This is a genomic window from Streptomyces sp. NPDC093795 (assembly GCF_044764665.1).
Taxonomy (GTDB): domain Bacteria; phylum Actinomycetota; class Actinomycetes; order Streptomycetales; family Streptomycetaceae; genus Streptomyces.
In genome coordinates this window covers 806,548-831,109 of sequence record NZ_JBIWIO010000002.1, presented here as the reverse complement: position 1 = coordinate 831,109, position 24,562 = coordinate 806,548, and the positions used below count along the sequence as shown (strand labels likewise).

At 70.5% G+C, this 24,562-nt stretch carries 21 protein-coding genes and 1 pseudogene; 12 read left to right on the top strand and 10 right to left on the bottom strand.

The annotated features are described in order from the left end of the window. Positions 1-144 precede the first annotated feature (144 nt). The 4 genes from ACIRB7_RS08790 to ACIRB7_RS08775 all read right to left on the bottom strand — a co-directional run bounded on the left by ACIRB7_RS08790 (position 145) and on the right by ACIRB7_RS08775 (position 5,049). Positions 145-1,812, bottom strand: a complete 1,668-nt coding sequence (locus ACIRB7_RS08790) for a glycoside hydrolase family 13 protein (protein WP_403594321.1) — start codon at positions 1,810-1,812, stop codon at positions 145-147. A 62-nt stretch (positions 1,813-1,874) separates the two neighbouring features. Next, positions 1,875-2,747, bottom strand: coding sequence for a sugar ABC transporter permease (locus tag ACIRB7_RS08785; RefSeq protein ID WP_403594437.1), 873 nt, complete (start codon positions 2,745-2,747; stop codon positions 1,875-1,877). After that, positions 2,741-3,754, bottom strand: coding sequence for a carbohydrate ABC transporter permease (locus tag ACIRB7_RS08780; protein WP_403594318.1), 1,014 nt, complete (start codon positions 3,752-3,754; stop codon positions 2,741-2,743). The genes ACIRB7_RS08785 and ACIRB7_RS08780 overlap by 7 nt, the downstream gene beginning before the upstream one ends. 20 nt (positions 3,755-3,774) lie before the next feature. Beyond that, on the bottom strand, positions 3,775-5,049 hold the full coding sequence (locus ACIRB7_RS08775) for an extracellular solute-binding protein (RefSeq protein WP_403594315.1): 1,275 nt from the start codon (positions 5,047-5,049) through the stop codon (positions 3,775-3,777). A gap of 348 nt (positions 5,050-5,397) precedes the next feature. On the opposite strand from ACIRB7_RS08775, the gene ACIRB7_RS08770 reads away from it, so the two are divergent. Together ACIRB7_RS08770 and ACIRB7_RS08765 are read left to right on the top strand one after the other, a co-directional pair. After that, positions 5,398-6,420, top strand: coding sequence for a LacI family DNA-binding transcriptional regulator (locus ACIRB7_RS08770; protein WP_403594312.1), 1,023 nt, complete (start codon positions 5,398-5,400; stop codon positions 6,418-6,420). Between the two features lie 74 nt (positions 6,421-6,494). After that, on the top strand, positions 6,495-7,409 hold the full coding sequence (locus tag ACIRB7_RS08765; protein WP_403594309.1) for a phosphatase PAP2 family protein: 915 nt from the start codon (positions 6,495-6,497) through the stop codon (positions 7,407-7,409). Here ACIRB7_RS08765 and ACIRB7_RS08760 read toward each other — a convergent pair. Both ACIRB7_RS08760 and ACIRB7_RS08755 read right to left on the bottom strand, forming a co-directional pair. Next, complete coding sequence (locus tag ACIRB7_RS08760) at positions 7,393-8,964, bottom strand: amidohydrolase (protein WP_403594306.1); 1,572 nt, start codon at positions 8,962-8,964, stop codon at positions 7,393-7,395. The genes ACIRB7_RS08765 and ACIRB7_RS08760 overlap by 17 nt on opposite strands. Next, positions 8,871-10,463, bottom strand: a complete 1,593-nt coding sequence (locus tag ACIRB7_RS08755; protein ID WP_403594303.1) for an APC family permease — start codon at positions 10,461-10,463, stop codon at positions 8,871-8,873. Before ACIRB7_RS08755 ends, ACIRB7_RS08760 begins: the two co-directional genes overlap by 94 nt. A gap of 99 nt (positions 10,464-10,562) precedes the next feature. On the opposite strand from ACIRB7_RS08755, the gene ACIRB7_RS08750 reads away from it, so the two are divergent. Next, on the top strand, positions 10,563-11,264 hold the full coding sequence (locus ACIRB7_RS08750) for a TetR/AcrR family transcriptional regulator (RefSeq protein ID WP_403594300.1): 702 nt from the start codon (positions 10,563-10,565) through the stop codon (positions 11,262-11,264). A 37-nt stretch (positions 11,265-11,301) separates the two neighbouring features. On the opposite strand, the gene ACIRB7_RS08745 is transcribed toward ACIRB7_RS08750, so the two are convergent. Then, a complete protein-coding gene (locus ACIRB7_RS08745) occupies positions 11,302-14,289 on the bottom strand; it encodes a bifunctional [glutamine synthetase] adenylyltransferase/[glutamine synthetase]-adenylyl-L-tyrosine phosphorylase (RefSeq protein ID WP_403594297.1) in 2,988 nt (995 codons plus the stop codon). A 291-nt stretch (positions 14,290-14,580) separates the two neighbouring features. On the opposite strand from ACIRB7_RS08745, the gene ACIRB7_RS08740 reads away from it, so the two are divergent. The 3 genes from ACIRB7_RS08740 to ACIRB7_RS08730 are packed head-to-tail and all read left to right on the top strand — an operon-like array spanning position 14,581 to position 17,705. Further along, a complete protein-coding gene (locus ACIRB7_RS08740; protein ID WP_403594294.1) occupies positions 14,581-16,701 on the top strand; it encodes a PIG-L family deacetylase in 2,121 nt (706 codons plus the stop codon). Positions 16,702-16,761: 60 nt separating this feature from the next. Continuing rightward, positions 16,762-17,262 carry a pyridoxamine 5'-phosphate oxidase family protein gene (locus ACIRB7_RS08735; protein WP_403594291.1) on the top strand — a complete coding sequence of 167 codons (501 nt, stop codon included), beginning with the start codon at positions 16,762-16,764 and terminating at the stop codon, positions 17,260-17,262. Between the two features lie 11 nt (positions 17,263-17,273). After that, complete coding sequence (locus ACIRB7_RS08730; protein WP_403594288.1) at positions 17,274-17,705, top strand: VOC family protein; 432 nt, start codon at positions 17,274-17,276, stop codon at positions 17,703-17,705. Between the two features lie 64 nt (positions 17,706-17,769). Here the strand turns inward: ACIRB7_RS08730 and ACIRB7_RS08725 are convergent, their stop codons facing one another. Further along, positions 17,770-18,264 (bottom strand): GNAT family N-acetyltransferase, encoded by a 495-nt coding sequence (locus ACIRB7_RS08725; RefSeq protein ID WP_403594285.1) that lies wholly within the window; start codon positions 18,262-18,264, stop codon positions 17,770-17,772. Between the two features lie 279 nt (positions 18,265-18,543). After that, a pseudogene (locus ACIRB7_RS08720) lies at positions 18,544-18,630 on the bottom strand (glutamine synthetase); the annotation flags it as partial. Positions 18,631-18,865: 235 nt separating this feature from the next. Between ACIRB7_RS08720 and ACIRB7_RS08715 the strand changes: the two are divergent. Further along, entirely contained in the window at positions 18,866-20,101 is a 1,236-nt protein-coding gene (locus ACIRB7_RS08715; RefSeq protein WP_403594283.1) for a DUF5677 domain-containing protein, read from the top strand. 58 nt (positions 20,102-20,159) lie between these two features. Further along, on the top strand, positions 20,160-20,936 hold the full coding sequence (locus ACIRB7_RS08710) for an NUDIX domain-containing protein (protein ID WP_403594281.1): 777 nt from the start codon (positions 20,160-20,162) through the stop codon (positions 20,934-20,936). On the opposite strand, the gene ACIRB7_RS08705 is transcribed toward ACIRB7_RS08710, so the two are convergent. Next, positions 20,920-22,053, bottom strand: coding sequence for an XRE family transcriptional regulator (locus tag ACIRB7_RS08705; protein WP_403594278.1), 1,134 nt, complete (start codon positions 22,051-22,053; stop codon positions 20,920-20,922). The genes ACIRB7_RS08710 and ACIRB7_RS08705 overlap by 17 nt on opposite strands. Positions 22,054-22,659: 606 nt before the next feature. Between ACIRB7_RS08705 and ACIRB7_RS08700 the strand changes: the two genes are divergently transcribed. From ACIRB7_RS08700 to ACIRB7_RS08685, 4 genes are read left to right on the top strand one after another with little or no spacing between them, the layout of a single operon-like run. After that, positions 22,660-22,929: a hypothetical protein gene (locus ACIRB7_RS08700; RefSeq protein WP_403594276.1), complete on the top strand. Its 270-nt coding sequence runs from the start codon at positions 22,660-22,662 to the stop codon at positions 22,927-22,929. Next, the gene (locus tag ACIRB7_RS08695) at positions 22,926-23,114 is read left to right on the top strand and encodes a hypothetical protein (protein WP_403594273.1); all 189 of its coding nucleotides are present in this window, start codon (positions 22,926-22,928) and stop codon (positions 23,112-23,114) included. The genes ACIRB7_RS08700 and ACIRB7_RS08695 overlap by 4 nt, the downstream gene beginning before the upstream one ends. Further along, positions 23,111-23,350 (top strand): hypothetical protein, encoded by a 240-nt coding sequence (locus tag ACIRB7_RS08690; RefSeq protein WP_403594270.1) that lies wholly within the window; start codon positions 23,111-23,113, stop codon positions 23,348-23,350. The genes ACIRB7_RS08695 and ACIRB7_RS08690 overlap by 4 nt, the downstream gene beginning before the upstream one ends. Next, positions 23,347-24,543 (top strand): hypothetical protein, encoded by a 1,197-nt coding sequence (locus tag ACIRB7_RS08685; protein WP_403594267.1) that lies wholly within the window; start codon positions 23,347-23,349, stop codon positions 24,541-24,543. The genes ACIRB7_RS08690 and ACIRB7_RS08685 overlap by 4 nt, the downstream gene beginning before the upstream one ends. The last annotated feature ends 19 nt before the right edge of the window (positions 24,544-24,562 follow it).

The following is a 24,562-nucleotide window of genomic DNA, read 5'->3' as shown; positions in this document are numbered from 1 at the left end:
CCCACTTGGCGCCGGGGCGCCCCGCCCACCCCCGCGGTCCGTTTGCGCCCCGGGCTGCGGGGGCCCTCGCTGCGGCCGGAGGGGCCCGCTTGGGCCCCCCGGGGGGGGGGGCGCCGGCCCCGCCCCCCCGCGGCAGGGGGATCGTCACACCGCCCACCAGACGGTGGTGTCGGCGGGCACGAGTGCCTCATCGTCGACGATCTTGACGTCCTCGTTGGAGAGGAGATACCGGCCGGGCAGCGGGACGGAGATGGCCCGGCCGGTGGTGTTGGCGGTGCAGACGAATCCGTCGCGGCGGAAGGAGAGCACACCCTCGGGTGCCTCCAGCCACTCGACGCCTTCGCCCGCACCGAGTTCGGGGCGCTCGCGGCGCACGGCGAGCGCGCTGCGGTACAGCTCCAGGGTGGAGCCGGGGTCACCGGTCTGCGCCTCGACGCTCAGGGCGCCCCAGGTCGCGGGCTGCGGCAGCCAGGAGCCGCCGCCGCCGAAGCCGTACGAGGAGCCCTCGACGGACCACGGGATCGGGACCCGGCAGCCGTCGCGGAAGCCGTCCTGGCCGCTGGCCCGCCAGAACGACGGGTCCTGGCGCACCTCGTCGGGCAGATCGGTGACGTCCGGCAGGCCGAGCTCCTCGCCCTGGTAGACGTACGCCGAGCCGGGCAGCGCCAGCATCAGCAGGGTCGCGGCACGCGCCCGGCGCAGGCCGAGTTCACGGTCGCCGGGGGTCCGCAGCTGGGTGCCGAGGCCCGCCGGGTTGGCGAAGCGGGTGGCGTGCCGGGTGACGTCGTGGTTGGAGAGGACCCAGGTGGTGGGGGCGCCGACCGGGCGCATCGCCTCAAGGGACTCGTCGATGACGGTACGCAGTTCGGCGGCGTCCCAGTGGGTGCCCAGGTACTGGAAGTTGAAGGCCTGGTGCATCTCGTCGGGGCGCACGTAGTTCGCGGTGCGCGCGACGGTCGGGGTCCAGGCCTCGGCGACGAGGACGCGCTCACCGTCGTACTCGGAGAGGACCTGCCGCCAGGAGCGGTAGACCTCGTGGACGCCGTCCTGGTCGAAGAAGGGCATGACGTCGTTGCCGAGCAGCTTCAGCTGGTCGTGGGCGCCGAGGTCGGGCAGGCCCTCGGCCTTGACGAGGCCGTGGGCGACGTCGACGCGGAAGCCGTCGACGCCCATGTCGAGCCAGAAGCGGAGGATCGACCGGAACTCGTCCCGTACGGCCGGGTGCTCCCAGTTGAAGTCGGGCTGCTCCGGGGCGAACAGGTGCAGGTACCAGTCGCCGGGGGTGCCGTCCGGGTCCTCGGTGCGGGTCCAGGCCGGGCCGCCGAAGATGGACTCCCAGTCGTTGGGCGGCAGTTCGCCGCTCGATCCCTTGCCGGGGCGGAAGTGGTAGCGCTCGCGCAGCGGCGACCCGGGGCCCTCGCGCAGCGCGCGCTGGAACCACTCGTGCTGGTCGGAGGAGTGGTTGGGGACCAGGTCGACGATGATGCGCAGGCCCAGTCCGTGGGCCTCGCGGATCAGCGCGTCGGCGTCGAGGAGCGAGCCGAACATGGGGTCGATGGCCCGGTAGTCGGCGACGTCGTAACCGGCGTCGGCCTGCGGCGAGGCGTAGAACGGGGAGAGCCAGACGGCGTCGACGCCGAGTTCCTTGAGGTACGGCAGCCGACTCCGGATGCCCTCCAGGTCGCCCATGCCGTCGCCGTTGCCGTCGGCGAAGCTGCGCGGGTAGACCTGGTAGATCACGGCGTCTCTCCACCAGCCCGTGAGCGTGCCGGTGGTCGGGGCGTCGGCCGGGGTGGCGAGATGCTGGGTCATGTCTTCCCTGGGAGGTAAGGAGATGCGTACAGGGGTGCGTACAGGAGGGGCGCTCAGGGCCGTCAGCCCTTGACGGCACCGGCGGACATGCCGGTGACCAGGTGCCGCTGGGCGAAGAGGAACACCAGGGCGGCGGGGATGGCGATGAGCACGGAGGCCGCGGCCATCGGGCCCCACTGGGCGCCGTACTGGTTGACGAACTTCTGCAGTCCGCCGGCCAGGGTGAGGTTCTCGTCGCCGACCATGAAGGCGGAGGCGTAGGCGACCTCGCCCCAGGCGGTGATGAAGGAGTAGAAGGCGGTGACGGCGATGCCCGGCTTGGCGAGCGGCAGGATCAGCCGCCAGAACGTGCCGAACGGGGTGAGGCCGTCGACGTAGCCGGACTCGTCGATCTCGCGCGGGATGGTGTCGAAGAAGCCCTTCATCATCCACGCGCAGAACGGGACGGCGATCGTCAGGTACGTGATGACGAGGCCGACCGGCTGGTTGAGCAGGCCCATCGACGCCATGATGTTGTAGATCGGCACGATGAGGACGGCGACCGGGAACATCTGGGTGATGAGCAGCGTCCACATCAGGCCGCGCTTGCCGGGAAAGCGGAAGCGGCTCACGGCGTAGCCCGTGGTGGCGGAGATGAAGACGCCGACGACGGTGGTGAGGCCGGCGACGAGCAGCGAGTTGGCGAACCAGGTGAGGAACGGGGTGTCGTTCAGCAGGTTCGTGAAGTTCTCGAGGGTCGTCTCTTTGAAGAAGTCCGTGGTGGTCGCGTACTTCGCCGGCTTCAGGGAGGTCAGCAGGACCCAGAGGACCGGGAAGACGGCGATCACGGACGCCACGATGAGCGTGGTGTGCAGCGCGACCGAGGCGAGCGGTGAACGGCGGCCGCGGACCGGGGTGTTCACGGCCTGGGGGGTGGGGGTCGTGGTGGTCACCAGACTTCTCCCTGCTTGCGGAGGACGCGCCGGTAGAACGCGGCGAAGACCATCAGGAGGATCAGGATCAGGACGCCCCACGTGGACGACTGGGCGAAGTCGCGCGGGCTGATCTCGAAGGAGAACTTGTACGCCTGGGTGACGAGGATCTGGGTGGCCTCGCCGGGCCCGCCCCGGGTGAGCAGGAAGATCACCGGGAACATGTTGAAGGTCCAGATGGTCGACAGCAGGATCACCGTGGTGCTGACGGACCGCAGGCCCGGCATGGTGATGTGCCGGAAGCGCTGCCAGGCGTTGGCGCCGTCCATCTCGGCGGCCTCGTACAGCTCGCCGGGGATGGACTGGAGCCCGCCGAGGAGGGCGACCATCATGAACGGGATGCCGAGCCAGACGTTGACGAGGATGACCGAGAACTTGGCCCAGGTCGGGTCGTTCAGCCACGGGATGCCGTCGATGCCGCCGCCCGTGAGGATCTGGTTGAGCATGCCGCGGCGCTCGTCGTACAGGAAGCGCCAGGCGAAGACGGAGACGAAGCCGGGCACCGCCCACGGCAGGATCAGCAGCATCCGGTAGAGGGAGCGGCCGGCGATCCTGCGGTTCAGGATGTTGGCGAGGGCCAGGCCGAGGGCGAAGGTGACGGCCACGCAGGAGACGGTCCACAGGACCGTCCACCCCAGGGTGGCGAGGAACTGGCTTCCGGTGACCGCGTCGACGTAGTTGTCCAGGCCGACGAACTCGTAGGTGGCCGGGATCTCGTTGACGCCGATGCTGCGGGCGACGTTGCGCTCGTTGGCATCGGTGAACGACAGGTAGATGCCGCGGACCAGCGGGTATCCGATGATCACGCCGAGGACGACGATCACCGGGGCGACCATGGCCCAGGCGTACCAGTGGGTGGAGAGGGATCGACGCGCGGCGCCGCCGTTGTCACCAGTACCGCGGCTCCGGCCGCGGGTGACGGTGTCACCCGCGGCCTTCGCCACCGACTGGCTGGGAGTGTCCACAGCCATCAGTCGGCCTGCCTTCCTTCTTACTTCCAGTCCTTCAGGAGCTTGCGGTAGGAGTCGCCGATCGCCTTGGCGCCGGCGTCCGGGCTGGTCTGGCCGGTGAGCACCTTGGTGTACTCGACCTTGACCGGCTCGAAGAGGCTGCCGCCCTCGGGGATCCAGGGGCGCTCGACCGCCTTCTCGACGACGGGCTTGAAGAAGCCGATCATCTCGTTGGTGGCGACGTCCGGCTTGATGAAGACGGACTCGCGGGTCGGGAGGAGGCTGAGCTCCTTCGCGATCGTCGTCTGGGTCTCGACCGAGGTCATGTACTCGGCGAAGGCGTAGGACGCGTCGAGGTTCTTGGAGCCCGCGTAGACGGCGAGGTTGTGACCGCCCTGCGGGGCGCCCTGGTTGGCGGAGCCGGCCGGGACCGGGGCGATGCCCAGGTTGGCCTTGTCCGTGAACTCCTTGCCGGCGTAGGTGTCGGCGACGGCCCACGGGCCGTTGATCATCATCGCGACCTTGCCGTCCTTGAAGGACGCCTGCATGTTGTCCCAGCCGTTGGTGGCGTCGGTGATCGCCGCCTTGGAGTCGACCAGGTCCTTCACCGTGGCGAGGGCCTTCACGCCGGCGGGGTTGTCGATGGTGATCGTCTTCTTCTCGGCGTCGACGAGGTTGCCGCCCTCGCCGTACAGGAAGGAGAGGAACCAGTACGGGTCGTCGCCGCGCAGGTAGAGACCGGTCTTGCCGGTCTTCTCCTTGATCTTGGCGGAGACGGTCTTCAGCTCGGCGATGGTCTTGGGGACCTCGACGCCGGCCTCCTTGAAGATCTTCTTGTTGTAGAAGATGCCCATGGAGTCGATGACCTGCGGCACCGCGTACGTCTTGCCGTTGTACTTGGTGGAGGCGGCGGCCTGCTCCAGGAAGTCGTCCGCGTCCTTGAGGGCCGGGGTGCCGTCGAGCGGGGCCAGGTAGCCGAGGTCCGCGAACTCGGGGGTCCAGGCGACCTCGGAGCGGATGACGTCGGGCGCGCCGGAGCCGGACTGCGCGGCGTTCTTGAACTTGTTCTGCGCCTCGCCGAACGGCACGTTCACGTACTTGACGGTGACCTTGGGGTGCTTCTTCTTGAAGTCCTCGGCGACCTTCTTGAAGACCTTGTCCTCGGAGCCGACCGTCGAGGTGTCCCACCAGGTCACGGTGCCGGAGAGCTCACCCGAGCCCGTCGAGCCGCCGTTGGAACCGCTGTCACTCCCGCACGCCGCCAGGGTCACGCCCAGGGCCGCGACCAGCGCGGTGGCCGCTATGCCACGCCGCATGTGAACTCCTTCAACTGATCCCGGGGGGACGAGGGGCTGGAACCTTCCTCATGCGACCGCTCCCTCGCGGCGCTCCGGGTTGCCAGGAACGTAACAGGGATGAAAACGAGCCGAAAGACCTTGCGAGAACTTTCTGCAAGGCCCGGCGATCGTTACATCCGCGTGTCCCTAAGGTTGCCATCGGATCGCTTGACAGCAGCTGAGACAGGCCTCTCAGGGGGCTCGCAGTCCCATACACACGCCCTTCCTGCTCTCCGCGCGCCCCGCAAATCCTGCAAGACCTTGCGAGGTGGCTTGCATCACCCGACCGGTGGGCAATACGCCGCGTGACCGGTACAGTCCATCCTCATGACCGCGCGGCTCTCCGACATCGCAGCCCAGGCGGGGGTCAGTGAGGCCACAGTCAGCCGCGTGCTCAACGGCAAGCCGGGCGTGGCCACGGCCACCCGCGAGTCCGTCCTTGCCGCGCTCGACGTGCTCGGCTACGAGCGGCCCGTACGACTGCGCCAGCGCAGCGCGGGGCTCGTCGGCCTCATCACCCCCGAACTGGACAACCCGATCTTCCCCGCGCTCGCGCAGGTCATCGGGCAGGCCCTGACCCGGCAGGGCTACACGCCGGTCCTCGCGACGCAGACCCCCGGCGGGTCCACCGAGGACGAGCTCACGGACATGCTGGTGGAGCGCGGCGTCGCCGGCATCATCTTCGTCTCCGGACTCCACGCCGACACCACCGCCGACATGACGCGCTACGACCAGCTGCGCGGCAAGGGCGTCCCGTACGTCCTCCTCAACGGCTTCTCGCCCAAGGTCCAGGCGCCCTTCGTCTCCCCCGACGACCGGGCGGCGATGCGGCTCGCGGTGACGCACCTGGCCGCGCTCGGGCACACCCGGATCGGGCTCGCCGTCGGACCGAAGCGGTTCGTGCCGGTGCTCCGCAAGATAGAGGGCTTCCAGCAGGGCATGGCGGAGCGCCTCGGCCTCGGCCCCGAGGAGTCCGAGGAGCTGATCCAGCACTCCCTGTACACCCTGGAGGGCGGCCAGGCCGCGGCAGGGGCGCTGATCTCCCGGGGCTGCACGGCGGTCGTCTGCGCCAGCGACATGATGGCGCTCGGCGCGATCCGGGCCGCACGCCAGCAGGGGCTCGACGTCCCCCGGGACGTCTCCGTCGTCGGTTTCGACGACTCGCCCCTCATAGCGTTCACCGATCCGCCGCTGACCACCATCCGGCAGCCCGTCCAGGCGATGGGGCAGGCCGCGGTCCGCGCGCTCCTCGAAGAGGTGGGCGGCACCCCCGCCCCGCACTCCGAGTTCGTGTTCATGCCCGAGCTGGTCGTACGCGGTTCAACCGCCTCCGCTCCCCCTCGTCCCTGAGGGGGAGCGGGTGCGCCGAGAACCCGTCGGAGGGATGATCGGTCGGGGGACGGAATCTGGCACACTCTCTGCCTATGGGTGAAACGACCGTGAAGAGTTTGGACGACCGGACGACCCCGTCGTCGTCACCCACCGTGGCCGACGACAGGTGGGCGTGGCTGCGTACGCGCACGCCCCGGCGCCCCCGCATCTGGTTCGAGCTGCTGCTGATCGCGGTGAGTTACTGGACGTACTCGCTCATCCGCAACGCGGTCCCGGAGCAGAAGGCCCAGGCGCTCAGGAACGCCGACTGGATCTGGCGGACCGAGGAGTCCCTCGGCCTCGCCTTCGAGCACGCCGTCAACCATGCCGTGAACTCGGTGACATGGCTGATCGTGTCGATGAACTACTACTACGCGACGCTGCACTTCATCGTCACCATCGGTGTGCTCGTATGGCTTTACCGATGGCAGCCGGGCCGTTACGCCGCGTTCCGTACCGTTCTGTTCGCCACCACCGCCGTGGCCCTGGTCGGTTACTACCTGTACCCGCTCGCGCCGCCCCGGCTGATGGAGAACATGGACTTCGTCGACACGGTCCTGGTGCACCACACCTGGGGCTCGATGGCTTCGGGCGACCTCAAGCACATGTCGAACCAGTACGCGGCGATGCCGTCGATGCACATCGGCTGGTCGCTCTGGTGCGGTCTCACCCTCTTCTTCGTGGCGAAGGCGCCCTGGGCGAAGATCCTGGGCCTGCTCTACCCGGCGGCCACGCTCGTCGTGATCGTCGCGACCGCCAACCACTTCTGGCTGGACGCGGTCGGCGGCATGATCTGCCTCGGCTTCGGGTTCCTCGTCGCCTTCGGCCTGTACGGCGCCTGGCCGCACCGGCTGTCCAAGCAGGTGCGGACGGCGGCGCCGGTCGCCGCCGGCGGCCCGCCCCCCACGGAAGGGGCGGACCACGAGGCGGTCGACGCCGAGCGGCGACGGGTCAGCTCCGGTACGTGACGCGCCCGCCGGCGACGGTGAGCCGGACCGGGGCCTCCGCGGTCTCGTCCGCCGGGGCCTCCACCGGGTCCACGGCGAAGGCGGTGAGGTCGGCCCGGTAGCCCGGGGCGATCCGGCCCGCGACCCTCTCCTCCCCCGCGGCGACCGCCGCGTGCGTGGTCATGCCCTCCAGGGCCATCAGGCCGGTGAGTCCGTGCCGGGCCGATGCGGCGCCGCGCGGGGCCCGCGCGGTGGCGAGGACCTGCCGGGCGTCGTAGTGGGCGATGGGCCAGTCGGAGCCGAGCGCGAGGTGCGCCCCGGCGTCCCGCAGGTCGCGGCAGCGCCAGGCGCGGGCGGCCCGCTCCTCGCCGAGCCGCTTCGACCACTCGTCGGTGTGGTCGGCGCGGGTGTACGCGGTGTGCGGGGGCTGCATCGAGGCGACGACGCCGAGCGCGGCGAAGCGGCCGAGCTGGTCGTCGGGGACGGTCTCGATGTGCTCGATCCGGTGCCGTGGGCCGCCCCCGCCCAGGGTTTCGACGGTGTCGAGGACGTGCCGTACGGCGGCGTCGCCGATGGCGTGGGTGGCGGTGCCGACCCCGGCGCGGTGGAGGTGGCGTACGGCGGCGGAGTACGCGGCCGGGTCGGGCCAGAAGGCGTCGGTGCCGCGGCCGTGGCAGTCGGCGTGCTCCAACCAGGCGGTGCCGCCCTCGACGGTGCCGTCCATGAAGAACTTGACGCCGCCGACCGCCCAGAGCCGTCCGGCCCGCTCCTGGAGCCGTACGAACGCGTCCAGCTCCTCCTCGGTGGCGCCGGGCATGCACCAGGGGGCGAGGCGAAGGCGTAGCGGCAGGTCGCCGTCCTCCTCCAGGGCGGTGAGCAGGCCGGGGACGTCGTGTCCGCCGAGGTCCATGACGTGGGCGGAGGTGAGGCCGGTGGCGGCCATGGCGGTGAGCAGGTCGACGAGCCGGGTGCGGCGCTCGGCGTACGGCTGGGCGGGCAGGACCGGGGTCATCAGGTCCATGGCGGCGTGTTCGACGAGATGGCCGGTGGGGCGGCCTCCGGCGTCGCAGACGATCTCGGAGTGCTGGGCGAAGGCGCGGGGGCCTTCGATGCCGGCGGCCTTGAGCGCGCTCGCGCTGGCGAGGACGGAGTGTCCGTCGTAGAGGCGGAGGTGGGCGGGGGCGCCGTCGAGGACGTCCTCGACGAGGTCGTGGTGGAGGGGGCGGCCGCCGAAGACGTTGTGGTCGAGGCCGAAGCCGAGGATCCAGCCGCTCCGGCGCTCGGCGCCGCGGAGGGCGGCGCGCAGTCCTTCGAGGTCCCTGACGCCGGAGAGGTCGGTGCCGGTGAACATCTCGAGACCCCATACGGGGTGGCTGTGGGCGTCGGTGAGGCCGGGGGTGAGGGTGGCTCCGGCGAGGTCGACGGTCTCGGTGCCCGCTCCGGCCCAGGCGCGGGCCTCGGTGTCGCCCCCGAGGGCGGTGATCAGTCCGTCGCGGACGGCGACAGCGGTGTGCCCGGTGAGCTCGGGGTCGCGGACGCGGGCGTTGACGAGGACGAGGTCGGGGGCTGCGGACACGAGGGGTCGGCTCCTTCGGTGTGCGGGGCGGCGTGCGGGTCGGCGTGCGGGTCGGTGGGCTGCTCGGTGGCCGGTTCCTCGGCGAAGCGGGCGTAGACCTCGGGGCGCGTGCGGCGCAGCCGGTACGCGAGGAGGAGCCCGAGGGCGAGGATTGTGGGGACGACGGCGACGAGGACCGCGTTGACGGTCGGGGACGCGCCGGTGAAGAGCGCGACCTTGGAGGCGACCAGCCAGATCGCCACGGCGAGCAGGGCGGCGGCGGTGACGGGGGCGACGAGGGTGCGCAGGGCGCCCTCCTGGTGCGGGACGCGCCGGAAGTAGCGCACGACGGCGAGGGCGGCGAGCAGCATCAGCGCCATGAGCCCGAGCATCCCGGGGGTGTTCACCCAGAGCAGCAGCTGGGTGTACGGGTCGGCGCCGGCGGCCGCGAAGCCGAGGACGACGCCCGCGCCGAGCACGGTCTGCGCGACGCCGGCGACGTACGGGGAGCGGTGGCGGGGGTGGATCCGGCCGAGGGCGGCGGGCAGGACGCCCTCCTCGGCGAGGGCGAGGCCGTAGCGGTTGATCGCGTTGTGGAAGGCGAGCAGCGAGGCGATGATGCTGGTCACGATGAAGACGTGCATCAGGTCGGCGGCCCAGGGCCCCACGTAGGTGGTGATGGCGGCGAAGAACAGTCCGCCGGGGTCGCCCGCGGCGGCGGCGACGACCCGGTCGTCGCCGAAGGCCTGGATCACGGTCCAGACGACGAAGGCGTAGAAGAGGCCGAGGAAGCCGACCGCGATGTAGGTGGCGCGGGGGATGGTGCGGGCGGGGTCGCGGGCCTCGCGGCGGTAGATCACGGTGGACTCGAAGCCGGTGAAGGCCGAGAAGGCGAAGGCCAGTACGGCCGCCGTGCCGGGTACGAGGACGTTGCCGGGGGCGAACGAGGCGAGGGAGAGCCCGTCGGCGCCGCCGTCGAGGAGCACGCCGCCGGCGAGGAGGACGAGTATCCCGGTCTCCGCGACGAGCAGGATGCCGAGGAGCTTGGCGCCGAAGTCGATGGAGCGGTAGCCGCCGTACCAGATGAGCAGCAGGCCGGCGAGGGCGATCGGGAGCCAGGGCAGGTCGACGCCCCACAGGGCGTGGGCGGTGTCGGCGGTGGCGGAGCCGAGGAGTCCGTAGACGCCGATCTCCATGCCGTTGTAGCCGACCATGGCGACCAGGGCGGCGGCGATGCCGAGCGGTTTGCCGAGCCCTTGGGCGATGTACGCGTAGAAGGCGCCGCCGCTGCGGACGTGACGGCTCATGGTGGTGAAGCCGATGGCGAAGATCGCCAGGGTGATGCCGGCGATGAGGTAGCCGGCCGGGGCGCCGATGCCGCCGAGGACGAGGGCGATGGGGGCGACGCCGGCCATCACGGTCAGCGGTGCGGCCGCGGACACGACGAAGAAGGTGATGTCGGCGGTCGTGAGGGTGCCGGTGCGCAGACCGGGCGGCTTGTCGGAGGCGCTGGAGGACATGCGGGAGAAGCCCTTCTCGTAAACCTAAAGGCTTTCGGTTGGCGCAATGTAGCCTCATGTCCAACGACTGGGGAAGACCTGAACAGCGGGAGAACGTCCATGGGCCGGCCGCACAAGCCCCTCCTCGACCGGGCGCGCATCACCACCACGGCGCTCGAACTCGTCGACGAGCAGGGCGACTTCAGCGTCCCGCAGATCGCGCGACGGCTCGGGGTGCAGACGGCGTCGGTGTACCACCATGTGGACGGCAGGGACGGCATCGTGGAGCTGCTGCGGGAGCGGGTCTGCTCCGCCATCGACGGCGGCACGCTCGACGGGCAGCCCTGGGACGCGGCCTTCGCCGCCTGGGCGCGCTCCTACCGGGCCGCCTTCGCCGCCCATCCGAAGGCGATCCCGCTGCTCACCGGCTCACCGGTGCGCGCCCCGAGGGTCCTCGATCAGTACGAGCAGGCGGTCGCCCTCCTCCTCGACGCGGGCTTCGCCCTCCCGGACGTCATGCCGGTGATCATCGCCCTGGAGAACCTGGTCCTGGGCTCGGCCCTCGACATGGCCGCCCCGGAGGCGATGTGGGAGCTGGCCGACGACACGGCCACCCCGCGCCTCGCGCGCGCCCTGGCCGCCTTCCCCGAGGGCGGCCGCACCGACACCGCCTTCGAACTGGCCCTGGCCGGCTACCTGGCACACATCCGGGGACTGCCGGACGGCCGGGGACTGCCGGACGGTCGGGGCCTGCCGGACGGTCGGGGCCTGCCGGACGGTCCGGGTCTGCCGGACGGTCGGGGCCTGCCGGACGGGGCGTAGGCGCGGGCCACGGTCCGCAGCGGCCGGGCCACCGGGCTCACGCCCCGTAGAACAGCTCCTCGACGACCGCCCTGGCCCGGCGGGTGATCCGCCGGTAGTCGTCGACCATCTCGCCGACGTGCCCCGGCCCGTACCCCAGGTAGCGCCCCACCGCCGCGAGTTCGCGCGGGTCGGAGGGGAAGGTGTCGCCGGGCCGGCCGCGTACCAGCATGACCGCGTTGCGGACACGGGTGGCCAGGACCCATGCCTCGTCCAGGGTCTGCGCCTCCTCCGTCGGGATCAGTCCGGCCGCGTGCGCCGCCCGGAGCGCCTCGCGGGTACGGGGGGTCCGCAGCCCCGGCTCCGCCCAGCCGTGCCGCATCTGGAACAGCTGGACCGTCCACTCGACGTCGCTCAGGCCGCCGCGCCCCAGCTTCGCGTGGAGCGTCGGGTCGGCGCCGCGCGGCAGCCGCTCGGACTCCATCCGGGCCTTGAGGCGGCGGATCTCGCGGATCGCGTCCTCACCGAGGCCCTCGGCCGGATAGCGCAGCGGGTCGACGAGCTCGATGAACCGCTCCGCCAACTCCCGGTCGCCCGCCATGGGTTCGGCGCGCAGCAGCGCCTGACTCTCCCAGACGAGCGACCAGCGGTGGTAGTAGGCCGCGTACGACTTCAGGGTGCGGACCATGGGCCCGCTCTTGCCCTCCGGCCTGAGGTCGGCGTCGATCAGCAACGGCGGGTCGGCGGTGGGAAGTTGGAGGAGTCGGCGCATCTCCGTGACCACCCGGTTCGCGGCCCGCGCGGCCTCCTGCTCGTCGACGCCCTCACGCGGCTCGTGCACGAACAGGACGTCGGCGTCGGAGCCGTACCCCAGCTCGTGCCCTCCGAAGCGGCCCATGCCGATGACCGCGAACCGGGTCGGCAGCTCCTCGCCCCACTCGGCGCGCACGGCCGCCCGCAGGGCGCCCGCGATCGTCACCGCGTTGAGGTCGGTGACGGACTCCCCGACCCGGTCGACCAGCGACCCCGGATCGGGCTCGCGGGGGCTGTCCTCGGTGCCGTACGAGCCGATGAGGTCGGCCGCGGTGGTACGGAACAGCTCCCTGCGCCGCACCCCGCGGGCCGCGGCCACGGCCTGTTCGGCGTCGCTCGCGCGGCCCACCGCCGCCAGGACCTCCTGCTCCAGATGGTCACGGCCGCGCGGCTTCAGCCCCTCCGGGTCGCCGAGGAGCGCGACCGCCTCGGGGGCGCGGAGCAGCAGGTCGGGGGCGAGCCGCCCGGCGGAGAGCACCCGGGCGAGGTTCTCGGCCGCGGCGCCCTCGTCCCGGAGCAGCCGCAGGTACCAGGGGGTCTTGCCGAGGGCGTCCGACACCTTGCGGAAGCCGAGCAGGCCGGCGTCCGGGTCGGCCGAGTCCGCGAACCAGCCGAGCAGCACCGGAAGCAGCGTCCGCTGGATCGCGGCCTTCCGGCTGACCCCGGAGGCCAGCGCCTCCAGGTGCCGCAGGGCGGCGGCGGGGTCCTCGTACCCCAGGGCTTCGAGCCGCTGTCCGGCCGCCTTCGGGCTGAGCCGGATCTCGCCGGGGGCGAGCTGGGCCACCGCGTCGAGCAGCGGCCGGTAGAAGATCTTCTCGTGCAGGCGGCGGACGACGGCCGCGTGCCGCTTCCACTCCTTGTTCAGGTCGGCGACCGGGTCGGTGCGCAGGCCGAGCGAGCGGCCGAGGCGGCGCAGGTCGGCCTCGTCCTCGGGGACGAGGTGGGTGCGGCGCAGCCGGTACAGCTGGATGCGGTGCTCCATGGCCCGCAGGAAGCGGTACGCCTCGTCGAGCTGGGACGCGTCGGCCCGGCCGACGTAGCCGCCGGCGGCGAGCGCGGCGAGCGCGTCGAGGGTGGTGCCGCTGCGCAGTCCCGCGTCGCTGCGGCCGTGCACGAGCTGGAGGAGCTGGACGGCGAACTCGACGTCCCGGAGCCCGCCGGGGCCGAGCTTCAGCTCGCGGTCGACCTGGGCGGCGGGGATGTTGTCGACGACCCGGCGGCGCATCTTCTGCACGTCGGGGACGAAGTTCTCCCGCTCGGTGGCCTGCCAGACGAGCGGGGAGACGGCCTCGATGTACTGGGCGCCGAGCTCCGGGTCGCCCGCGACGGCGCGCGCCTTGAGCAGTGCCTGGAACTCCCAGGTCTTCGCCCAGCGCTGGTAGTAGGCGAGATGGGAGGAGAGGGTACGGACGAGGGGGCCGTTGCGGCCCTCGGGGCGCAGGTTGGCGTCGACCGGCCAGATGGTGCCCTCGACGGTGGTCTCCGAGCAGATCCGCATCAGGTGCGAGGCCAGCCGGGCCGCGGCCTGCATGGCCTTCCCCTCGTCGGCGCCCTCGACGGGCTCCCCCACGAAGATCACGTCCACGTCCGAGACGTAGTTCAGCTCATGACCGCCGCACTTCCCCATCGCGATCACCGCGAGCCGACACATGGCGGCGTCGGCGGGATCGGCCGTCCGGGCGATGGTGAGCGCGGCCCGCAGGGTCGCCGTCGCCAGGTCCGCGAGCTCGGCGGCGGTCTCGGCGACGTCGATGGTGCCGCACACGTCACGGGCCGCGATGGCGAGGAGGCAGCGGCGGTAGGCGACCCGCAGCGAGACCGCGTCGACGGCGCCGGCGAGCCCCCGCTCGAACTCCTCGACCCCCGGGTGCAGGTCCACGGCCTCGTACGTGACGAGGGACTCCCAGTCGCGCGGGTGACGGGCCAGGTGGTCGGCGAGCGCCTCGGACGCGCCGAGCACCCCGAGGAGCCGGTCCCGGAACGGCTTCGCCGAGAGCAGCGTGGTCGTGAAGGTCTGCCGCTCGGTCTCGGGCTGCGCCTCGACCAGGCGTACCAGGCCGCGCAGGGCGAGATCGGGGTCGGCGGTGGCGCCGAGGGCGTCGAGGAGGACGGAGTCGCCGCGCAGGGCGGACAGCTCGGGCACGTCCAGGAGCCGCTCGGCGCCGGAGGGGTCGGTGAATCCGTGCCGCAGCAGACGTGAGAAGGTGCTGCTTCTACGTCCGGGCACCGTCATTCCGCCGCTCCCTCCGAGCAGGTCCGCCCAGGGGTCGGGCCCGGGCGGATCGAGCCTATCCGGAGTGGTGGGCGGGGGCGTCGAGGCCTTCGGTTCGCAGCGGATCACACGTGATCTCTCGCACATTGATCGCTTTTCGAGCCGGATGAACCGTATTTCTTGAAAGTCCGTCTTGCTTCTCGAAGGTCCCCCCACCGGGTGCGGACCCCCGTCCGCCTGTCCGCCTCCCTGCCGGACCCCTCCGCTCACCGCCTCCCTCCGCTCCCCCCTGTCGAAAGCGCGCCGCCGAACATGCCCGTCCGCCCCCGCCGCCGTCTCCTCCCCTCCCGCCGCGTGACCGTCTCCACGACGGTGACGGCCGTCCTGCTGGGGGGCACCTTCGCCGGAGTGCTCTCGGTGACGGGAGCACCGGCGCCGACGGCTCACGCGGCGGACCCGAAGCCGGCGGCGACCGCCCTGCGGGCCGCGCACCCGAAGCCGAGGGCGCCGAAGACACCGCCCCCCGCCCACGTGGTCGGGGCGCGGGCGGAGCCCGTACGGTCCGCAAAGGAGCCGACCTCCGTGGTGCAGGTCGTGGCGCACCCGGACGACGACCTGTTCTTCATGAACCCGGACATATCCCAGTCCATACGCTCCGGCCATCCCCTGACCTCGGTCTACCTCACGGCCGGCGAGTCGGACGGTGTCAACGCCCGCCCGCACGAGGCCGCCGGGGCCGACGCCGACAAGGCGGACTACGCCGAGGCCCGGCAGAACGGCATCCGCGCCGCGTACGCCGAGATGGCGACCGGCAGCCGCACCAGCCCCTGGGAGCGGGTCGCGATACCCACGGCCGGCGGCGCGACGGCGGAGATGGACACGCTGCGCGCGCAGCCGCAGGTCAAGTTGGTGTGGCTACAGATACGCGAGGCCGGTTCGACCACCGGCGACCGCCCGCACAGCCTCAACGGCCTCTGGAACGGCCGGATCACCACCCTGGAGTCCCAGCGCTCCTCCGGCACCCCGGTCGGCGCCGACTTCACGTACACGAAGGACCAGGTCGTCGCCACGATCGCGGGGCTGCTCGACCGCTTCCGGCCGACGTTCGTACGGATGCAGGACCCGAGCCCCGGCAAGGACCCGGCGAGCGGGAAGCTCAGGGACCACCAGGACCACCTGTACGGGGCGAGGTTCACCCAGGCCGCGCTCGCCCGCTACGCGGACGTCCCCGGGCATCCGCACGTCGGCGTGCAGAACTACCTCGGCTACCCCACCAGCGTCCTGCCGCACACCCTCGACCCCGAGACCGCGGGCGCGAAGCTGAAGACCCTGAAGACGTACGCGTGGCTGGACGGCGTCAACGACTGCGGGACCGCCGCCGGCTGCGGTGACCTGAAGGTGGCGGCGCGGCCCGCCGGACGGGGCTGGACCCAGACCATCCGGTACGCCCGGGGCACCTCCACCTCCTGGGTGCAGCGGGGCCCGGACGGCGAGCTCCACGCCTTCTCCGTACTCGACGGACAGCTCGCCGCCTGGCGGAAGCCGGCGACCGGCACCCCCTGGCACGGCCCGACACTGCTGCCCGGCGGCGGCCTGGACAGCGGCATCACCTCCGTGACGCTGCCCGACGGGCGTATCGCCGTCTTCGGCACCCGGACGGTGCTCGCGGGCGGCCCCGCCGGCTACCACCGCGAGGTGGTGACCGCCGCGCAGGGGGCGCCGGGCGGCGACTTCGGCCCGTGGACCTCGCTCGGCACGCCCGAGCGGGACGACGCCGGGGGCACCTCCGACATCAGCGCGCCAGCCGTGACCGTCGCCGCCGACGGGCGTGCGACCGTCGTCCTGCGGGACAGCGGCCACCGTCTGACGGCCCGTGAGCAGCGCCCGGACGGCGACTGGGGCCCGTGGCGGACGCTCGGCGGCGTGGACGTGTACGGCGACCCCGTCTCGGCGACGGACGGGGCCGGGCGCGGCTACGTCTTCGCGAGCACCCCGAGCACGGTCCTGACCTGGGCGCAGCGGCGTCCCGGCGGACCGTTCACCGGGCCGGCGCCGACCGGGCTTCCACCGACGACGCTGGCGCTGAGCGCGAGCGCGGCGCCGGACGGCGACGGCGTACGGCTCTGGTTCCGCAAGCCGGCCTCCGGCGACCTGCGGAGCGCCGACTTCTCGGGGACGGGCCCGGTCTCCCCGATCACCGAGCTGGCGGGCGCCGGAGTCGCCGGCTTCGGCCCGGTGAGCGGCGGCGACGGCCTGCTCGCGGTCCGGTCGCGGACCGGTTTCCTGGCGACGGCGCCGCACGGCAGGGCGGGGGCGCGGCCGGTGTGGAGGCTGGAGCGGTTCCTGTTCTCGGGGGCGCCGGACGCGGGGACGGACGGGGTGGCGGCTATCGGCCTGGACGGCAGGCTGCACTGGACGCCCGCGGGCCGATGAGTTCCGAGGCGCCGGCCGGTCCGTACTGAGAGGCGTACCGGTACGGCGAAAGGAACGGCGATGAACCCGCGGACTTCCCTCGATCCCCGATTCAGCGACCCGAAGGCGGCCCCGGCGTCCTGGCCCGACGCCGCCGCCCGGCTCGCGGCGGCCGAGGTCTTCTGGCTGACGACCGTACGCCCGGACGGCCGCCCCCACGTCACCCCGCTGATCGCGGTGTGGTCGGAGGGCGCGCTCCACTTCTGCACCGGCCCCGACGAGCGCAAGGCCCGCAACCTGGCGGACAACCCGTCGGTGGTCCTCACGACGGGCACGCCGACGCTCGGCGAGGGCTTCGACCTGGTGGTCGAGGGCGAGGCTGTCCGGGTGACGGACGAGGGCCGGCTCGCGGGGCTCGCGGAGGCGTACGTGGAGAAGTACGGGCCGGATTGGCGGTTCGAGGTGCGTGAGGGAGCGTTCGTGGGCGACGGTGGTACGGCCCTGGTGTTCGCGGTCGCGCCCCGCACGGTCTTCGGCTTCGCCAAGGGCGACCCCTTCGGTCAGACCCGCTGGCGTTTCTGAGGAGAACCCCCATGAACTGGACCCTGGAAGTCATCCCCGTACCCGTCACCGACATCGACCGGGCGAAGGAGTTCTACGGCGACAAGTGCGGCTTCAAGATCGACCTGGACGACGAGGTGGCGCCGGGCGTGCGCATCGTCCAGGCGACCCCGCCGGGCTCCCGCTGTTCGATCGCGCTGCTGAGCGGGATGCCGCCGATGCCGGGCACGAAGGAGATGGCGCCGGGCACCCTCCAGGGCCTCCAGATCTGCGTCACGGACATCGAGGCCGCGCGCAGGGAACTGGTCGAGCGGGGCGTCGACGTCACCCCGGTCCAGCACGTCGGCGCGACGGGCTGGGAGGACGGCAAGGGCGACACCTGGAACTCGTTCATGGCCTTCGACGACCCGGACGGCAACGGCTGGGTCGTCCAGGAGGCCCCGTCGGAACTGTCGGAGCGCTGAGGCCGGGCGGCGGGCCGGGAGCGGGCGACGGGGGCGGCGGCCGACGGCTAGCAGCCCAGGTGGCTCAGAACCCGAGATAGAAGTGGCGGAGCGTCTCGTCCTCCGCCACGCACGGCATCCCGGCGGCCTCCATGACCTTGTGCGAGGCCGGGTTGTCCAGGTCGGCGTCGCCCTTCACCCCGGCGGCGCCGGCGACCCGGGCGATCTCGACGAGGGCCCGCAGTGCCTCGGAGGCGTACCCCTTGCCCCGCTCCCCCGGCACGACCCCGTACCCGACGGTCACGACCCCGAGGTCGTCCGGCGGCCCGTGGAACCCGATCCCGCCGACGACGACCCCACTCTCCGGGAGCCGTATCTCGTACGCCCGGAACACCCCCGGATCGCCGCGCTCGGCGACCCCCCGCAGAAACCCGGTGACCCCACGGACGTCCCCGTCCTGCGGATACCCCTCGGCCCACCGGTCACCGGCCCCGGGCTCCCGGGCGACGACCCGCTCGGCCTCGTCCACGCTCAACGGATGCAACAGAAGCCGCGCGGTGGCGGCGGAAGCGATCTTCACCGGGGCAGTCTGAACGGCCCACCGCTGCCGGGCAACGTATTTCCCTCGGCCAGGAGCCGCACCACTCCGACCGAGGCTGCCCCGCCACTCGACTGACACGCGCCGACCCGCCACCGGCCCGCCGGAACGGAGACGTCGGCCTGCTGCGGCATCCGCGTGCCACCGGGGTACGGCGTCCCAGACCCAGTTGTTCATGCGGCGCAGTGTGCCACCGACGTCTGACAGTCCCCGGGACAGACGGGAAACGGCCGCAGGCGCACCCTGCTACTGACCCGGGGGTTACAGCACCGGCAGGTTCTTCCGCAGCTCGAAGGCGGTGACCTCGGAGCGGTACTCCTCCCACTCCTGCTTCTTGTTGCGGAGGAAGTGGCGAGCAACACCCCTGATCACCTCGGCTGGTCGAGGGACCAGCCGAGGTGGCCTCATCGACGGTGGTTGTCGGTGGCTCTCAGTGCGCCTTGGCGAGCGTCGCACGGCCCAGCGACGGCCCAGCAACTTACGAACCGTCAGCTAATCCTGCCCACCTCCGCTTCTGAGCGCATAGGTGCCAGACTCTGTGCCGGGACGGCGTCGGAGGCGGCGCGGAAGACGGGAGGGGATCGTGCACAGATACCAGGGAGTCGACTTCACAGGGCCACCTTCCCAGCGCTACGGGGTTGCCCAAAAGGAGGAGGTACGGAACGCAATCAAGGACTCAATGCCCGACCTCTACGAAATGCTCGACACAACAATCGAAGAGGTAGTCCTCCTGCAGCGCGCCTTTTTTACGGGAATCGAAAACCAGGCAGCAGGCACGATAGGAAATCATGCACTAAACGACTTCGATTCACTGATCGACTCGCTTGTATCAGGCAACGGAAGAGATGCTGCTCACGCTTGCAGATCTCTCTACGAACACCTAATCAACTACTGCGAGGTCACGACATCAGACATCGCCCAGCAACGCTACATTGCCCACCGATCGATAACCGCGATCACTTTGGCCAGGATTTCCCACGGAACCTCGCAACTGAAAGGGCTTGAACTAAAGAGAGAGAAGAACAGAATCAAGAAGCTCCAGAGAGACAATTCCATCTCTGCCGCTCAATCGATAGCCAGCTTCGGCTCTCGATTCCATGCAGATTGGTCGGAACGCAACCTTAGAGATAGAGCACGTGCACACGGGTACGAGCACCACTACGACACTTACAAACTACTCTCCCAAGTTACCCACGGAAGCAGTGGTGGCATACTCGGCACACATTCGCTCATCCAGGGGTTTACCGTACACCGAATCGGCCCGTCGCTCGATCTTGCAATATTCGCATATCTCGAAGGACTCAGATTCTTTCGCCACTTTGTGAGCGAAGTGGGAAAGAATGACCTAATTGACACCACCTCGCTAATTATTTCACTCGATCATCTCATCGCCTTCTGGCCTACCTACAGGAGGTCACTTCACGCCATTGACCGAGATCTATGGCCTGCCACTCCCCCTCCACCCCCGATCGCCATAATGGCGCTGTACCCGAATGGGCGCATCCGTTGGTTCTACCTCGAACCAGTCCTCAACATAATGAAGCGAGCACTGAAGCCAGCGGAACACGAATATTGGGAAGAGAAGTTTAGTGAATACGTAGCCGAAATAAACCTGAGCGACGTTGCAAATCAGGACGGAAGGCCTATTACGTGTAGCGTGGCAGGCGTAACGCTAGTGCCCTCCCCGGGAAGCAAATGGTTCAAGGCCAGTGCGGTCCTAATGGAGCGAGAGACCCCGATGGCTGACTGGCTTGATGGAGCACCTAGGGCTGCACCCGGAGCGCAACGCTCACCGAAGGCCAATACGCCTAAGGTTTGAGCAGGACGCGCCGATAATCTGGCAATCAACACCAACGAGCGGGGAGTGTGCGCCAAGAATGGGACCCAAGACTCAGAGGGTCTACGAGACGATCCTGTCCTGGATCGAGTCGGGACGGTACGGCCCTGGCGACAAGCTGCCGTCCGAGCGAACGCTGAGCGTCGAGCTTGACATCGGCCGTACCGCACTACGCCAGGCACTCGCACGTCTAGTGAGCGAGCACTTCATTAGGGCCCAAGACCGCAGCTCGTACCGCGTCCTCGGCAGTAATGGCGTCCCGACTCCGGCAGAGCGGGACCCATGGAAGATCCACGGTTCCCGCCCCGTCTATGAGAACCGCTGGGTCAACCTCGAACTGGTCGACGTGGAGCCTCCCGGCGTCAAGCGATTTGAGCATCACGTGGTGCGGCTCTTCCGTGTGGCAGTAACCGCGGTAGTCGACGACCAGGACCGCGTGCTCATGCTGTGGCGATACCGCTTCGTGCCAGAGCAATGGGGGTGGGAGCTGCCCGGGGGCATCGTCGACGAAGGCGAGGACGCCGCGGCCACGGCCGCGCGTGAAACCGAGGAAGAAACCGGTTGGCGCCCAGGCCCCGTGCAGCACGTCGTCAGCTACCAGCCGATGATCGGCATGGTCGACTCACCGCACGAAATCTTCGTGGCCCGAGGGGCCGAGAAGGTCGGTGAGCCCACGGACGCTGAGGAGGCCGGCGAGGTCGCGTGGATTCCCCTCGACGACATCCCCAAGCTCATGTCCGAGGGCAAGCTGATGGGATCGGGCACGCTCGTGGCCCTCCTTCACATCCTGGCGTCCCGTACTAGAGGCGACCGGTAAGCAGCTCCACGCGACGGCGATACCGCACGGACCCCGTGCGGTTCGCCAGCAACCGGGCCTTTTGCAGGTGTGACCGGGCGTCGTCCAGCTCTCCCCGGGCCAGATGCGCCTGCGTGAGATCGCAGTGCAACCCGGATCTCGCGCGCACGAAGGACGCGTCCGCGCTGTCCAAGGAGGCGTACAGCTCATCCATCGCCGAGGCGTCTCCGAGCTTGGCGAGGACGTTCCCACGCCACCTCGCCAGATGATCCGTGTTGAGAAAGATGCTCAGCATGTCGGCATCACGCACCTCCCCGTCGTCGGGTAGCAGGGATGCCGCTCGTTCAAGCGCCACCTGCGCCTCCGACTGTCTTCCCTCCCCGGCCGCGGCGCACAGCTCGGCCTCGGCGGCCGCAAGCCAAGCTCGAAGCCGTGGCGACTGACGCTCAGGCTGGACGCGCTGCGCGTCGCGCACCAGCTCGATTGCGAGCTGAGGTCGGCCGGCATCCGCGAGTACGTACGCCTGCTCCCCCATGGCGTGCGCAAGGTAGAGCGGGGACTCGGCATCCTGCGCGGCCTTCTTTGCGAGCTCGTACCTCCGCCATGCCCTGTCCACGGCGCCGGCGTCCAGCGCCTGCCATGCAGCAAGGGTGGACGCTCCCGCGAGCGCGGTCGCGATGGGCTTCCTCATCCCCGGCAGTACGGCGAAGGTGAGCGCCTCTTCCATGGCCGTTAGGTGGCCGTTCATCTGGTCGACCAAGCCGGTGGCGCCCATCTGACGGTCCATTGTGCGGAGTAGCTCCGTCTGGGCCAGGAACGACGGGACCATGGATTCACTCAGGCTGCCCGCCGCATCGATCCGGCTCAGCAAGTCCGCGTAACCGTCTGCCTGCGACTCCTGTACGTCGGCCGTGCCGCGTAGTTCGTCGTCCGTGATGCCCAGGAGCGGCCGGAGGATCGCGGCGTACCGGTCCGTGATGCTGCGCCGGCCATTTTCCCACTCTGAGATGTAGGTCTTAAGACTCGCCGCCGAGGCGATGTCGAGCAGCCGTTGCTCCGCGAACCGTCGCATCTCGTAGATCAGTCGGTCCTGCGACCACCCTCGCGCGGTCCTGACTGCCTTTAACCCCGTAGCCACGCGGCCTCCCGTAAAGCCCCAGGTGAGAGCTGGTTAACACCCCTGAGGTTAACCCCAGTTGGCTACCGAAGCACCCGACTTGGGCCGTTCTCTGGAGTCGCACACCGACACGCAAACCGAAGGAGGGGTTGCATCTGGTGCGCACCAGATGCCAATCTGTTGGTGCGCACCAGATGGACCGCAAGGTTCGGGTTCGGTGCGTCCCAACTCAACAGCGTGATCCACCGCAGCACGACGGCCGCGACAGCTCTGGCCGGCGGCGAGTGGAGACCAGCCGACCGAGACCGGGCCCGCGTCACAACCGGGCCCCACACCCCGTAGGGGGACACGCAGTCGGCTCTAAAGAACCGCGTGGCCGACATTGACGCCGCAACGCGCTCCGGGAGCCGGACCTCCCCGGAGTCAGTGGCACCACGCGAGTCGGAGGTCCGACGCAGTACCCACGACTTCCGCAGCCCTCGCTGCGGCCGGTTGCCTCCTCCGCCCGTCTCGTACGGGCGGGGTCGAGGGGAGCCGGAGATTCCTGGTTCTGACGGCGAGAGGCCCCGGGTGGCTAGACCCGGGGCCTCGGTTCGGGCCGTCCCACCCTGAGAGGAAGTACGACCCATGAACGTGATCGTTGCTGGTCAGCGGATCGTTACGCGGACCGAGCTGATCGAGGCCGCGCTCGGCTTCGGAGCCGACCCGGTCGAGCCGCTGGAGTTCGACTCCGCCGCCGGCCAGGACGCGCTGCGCGACATCGTCAGCGTCCTGGAGGCCGAGGCCGCCACCGACGTGGACGCCGAGGACGTCGAGTACTACCGGGGCCTGCTCGGCGCCCGGGTCCTGGCCTTCCCCCGCAGCTTCGGCCTCGGCTTCGAGCGGGGTGTCGCGTGAACACCCTCGCCTACCACCTCCTGCTGATCTTGTGCGTCGCCGTCGAGATCTGGGGCCAGATCATCGGCGTCCAGGACCTCACCTACGTCGGGGCCATCGCCGCCCTCGGCGTGATCGGCGTCGACCGCCTCCTGCTCCGCGCCGACCGGTACGAGGAGTTCGTCGAGGCGGGTGAGGAGCGGTGAAGAGCCTTGCCCAGACCGTGCTGTTCGTGCTGACGGTCCTGGAGCTCGCGCTCGGCCTGCTGGCCGGGACGGTAGCGCTCCTGAGCCTGATCACCGAAACGATCGCCCGCGCGGTCGCCGGACTCGACGAGGCGTTCGCCCGCCGGTTCCGGCTGGACCGGGTCTCCCCGAAGCTCCGCCAGGAGCTCGCCGACGTCCTGTACGGGATCGCGACCCCCGCCGGAGGTACCCGATGAACACGTACCGCGAAGACCGCCGCGCCGACAAGGCCGCCGAGCGCGCCCAGGACCGCGAGGACCGGCGCCTGGAGCTCGAAGCCGCCCAGCAGCGCGAGGCCGCCCGAGCCGAGGAGAAGCGCAAGGACTCCGAGGCCAAGCGCCGCCAGGAGCAGGCCGAGAAGAAGGCGAAGGCTGCCGAGCAGCAGGCGAAGAAGGCGGCCGCCGCCGCGAAGCGCGCCAAGGCGGTGCGGTGGCTGAAGGCGAATCCGGCGACCCTCTTCGTCGGCTTCGTGATGGTCGCCTCGATCGTGCCCGCGATCCTCTCCCAGATCGGCGCACTCACCGGCGCGACCGTGGCGGCGCCGATGGCCGGCCTGCTCGCCGCGATGCTCGAAGGCGGTGCCTGGGCCATCACGTTCATGGGCAAGCAGGCCGAGGACGCGGGCCGTGAACCCCGGAAGTACCGGATCGGCACCTGGGCCGTTGCCACCGTGGCGGCTGCGGTGAACTTCTGGCACGGCTGGGAGCAGTACGGCGAACACCCGTGGGTCGCGTTCGTCCTCGGCGCATCCTCGCTGTTCGCGATCTACATCTGGGACCTGAAGACCCACGGCTCCCACGGCAAGACCAAGGAGCAGAAGCAGGCCGATAAGGCCCGCCGTGCTCACCTCTCCGCACGCCGCAAGCACCACCCGGAGATCGTGCAGCAGGCGGTCAAGCTCCAGACCGCCCTGCCGTACGGCGTCCTCGACGACGAGTCGGCGTTCGCCGCCGCGTGGCGGATCCACACCGGCGCCGAGCCCGGTCTGTCGGCCGAGCTCTACGCCACCGCGACCAACGCTGTGCTGTCTCTCGGCGCGGCGTTCGAGCTCGGGGACAACGTCCGCGACGAGCTGCTGGAGACCGGCTTCAAGGCCGCCCGCCTCAACCCCTTCATCGAGCTGACCCAGGTGCCCGGATCCCAAGCGGGAATTGGGTCGAACACGGATGAAACGCCCGCCGAGAAGCCTCGCGAGAACGGGCCACGGGGACGGTCCGACGAGGAGCTGGACGCGCTTCTGCCGGACGCCCTGACGGCCGCCGCCGACCTCGTCGCCGAGGGCAAGCAGATCTCCGCAACCGGCCTCGCGAAGAAGCTCCAGATCCGCCGCGAGGACGCCCTCAAGCTCCGTGACCGCGTCATCGAACAGCGCCGCCTGCACGTCGCCTGACCCACCCCACCGATTCGAG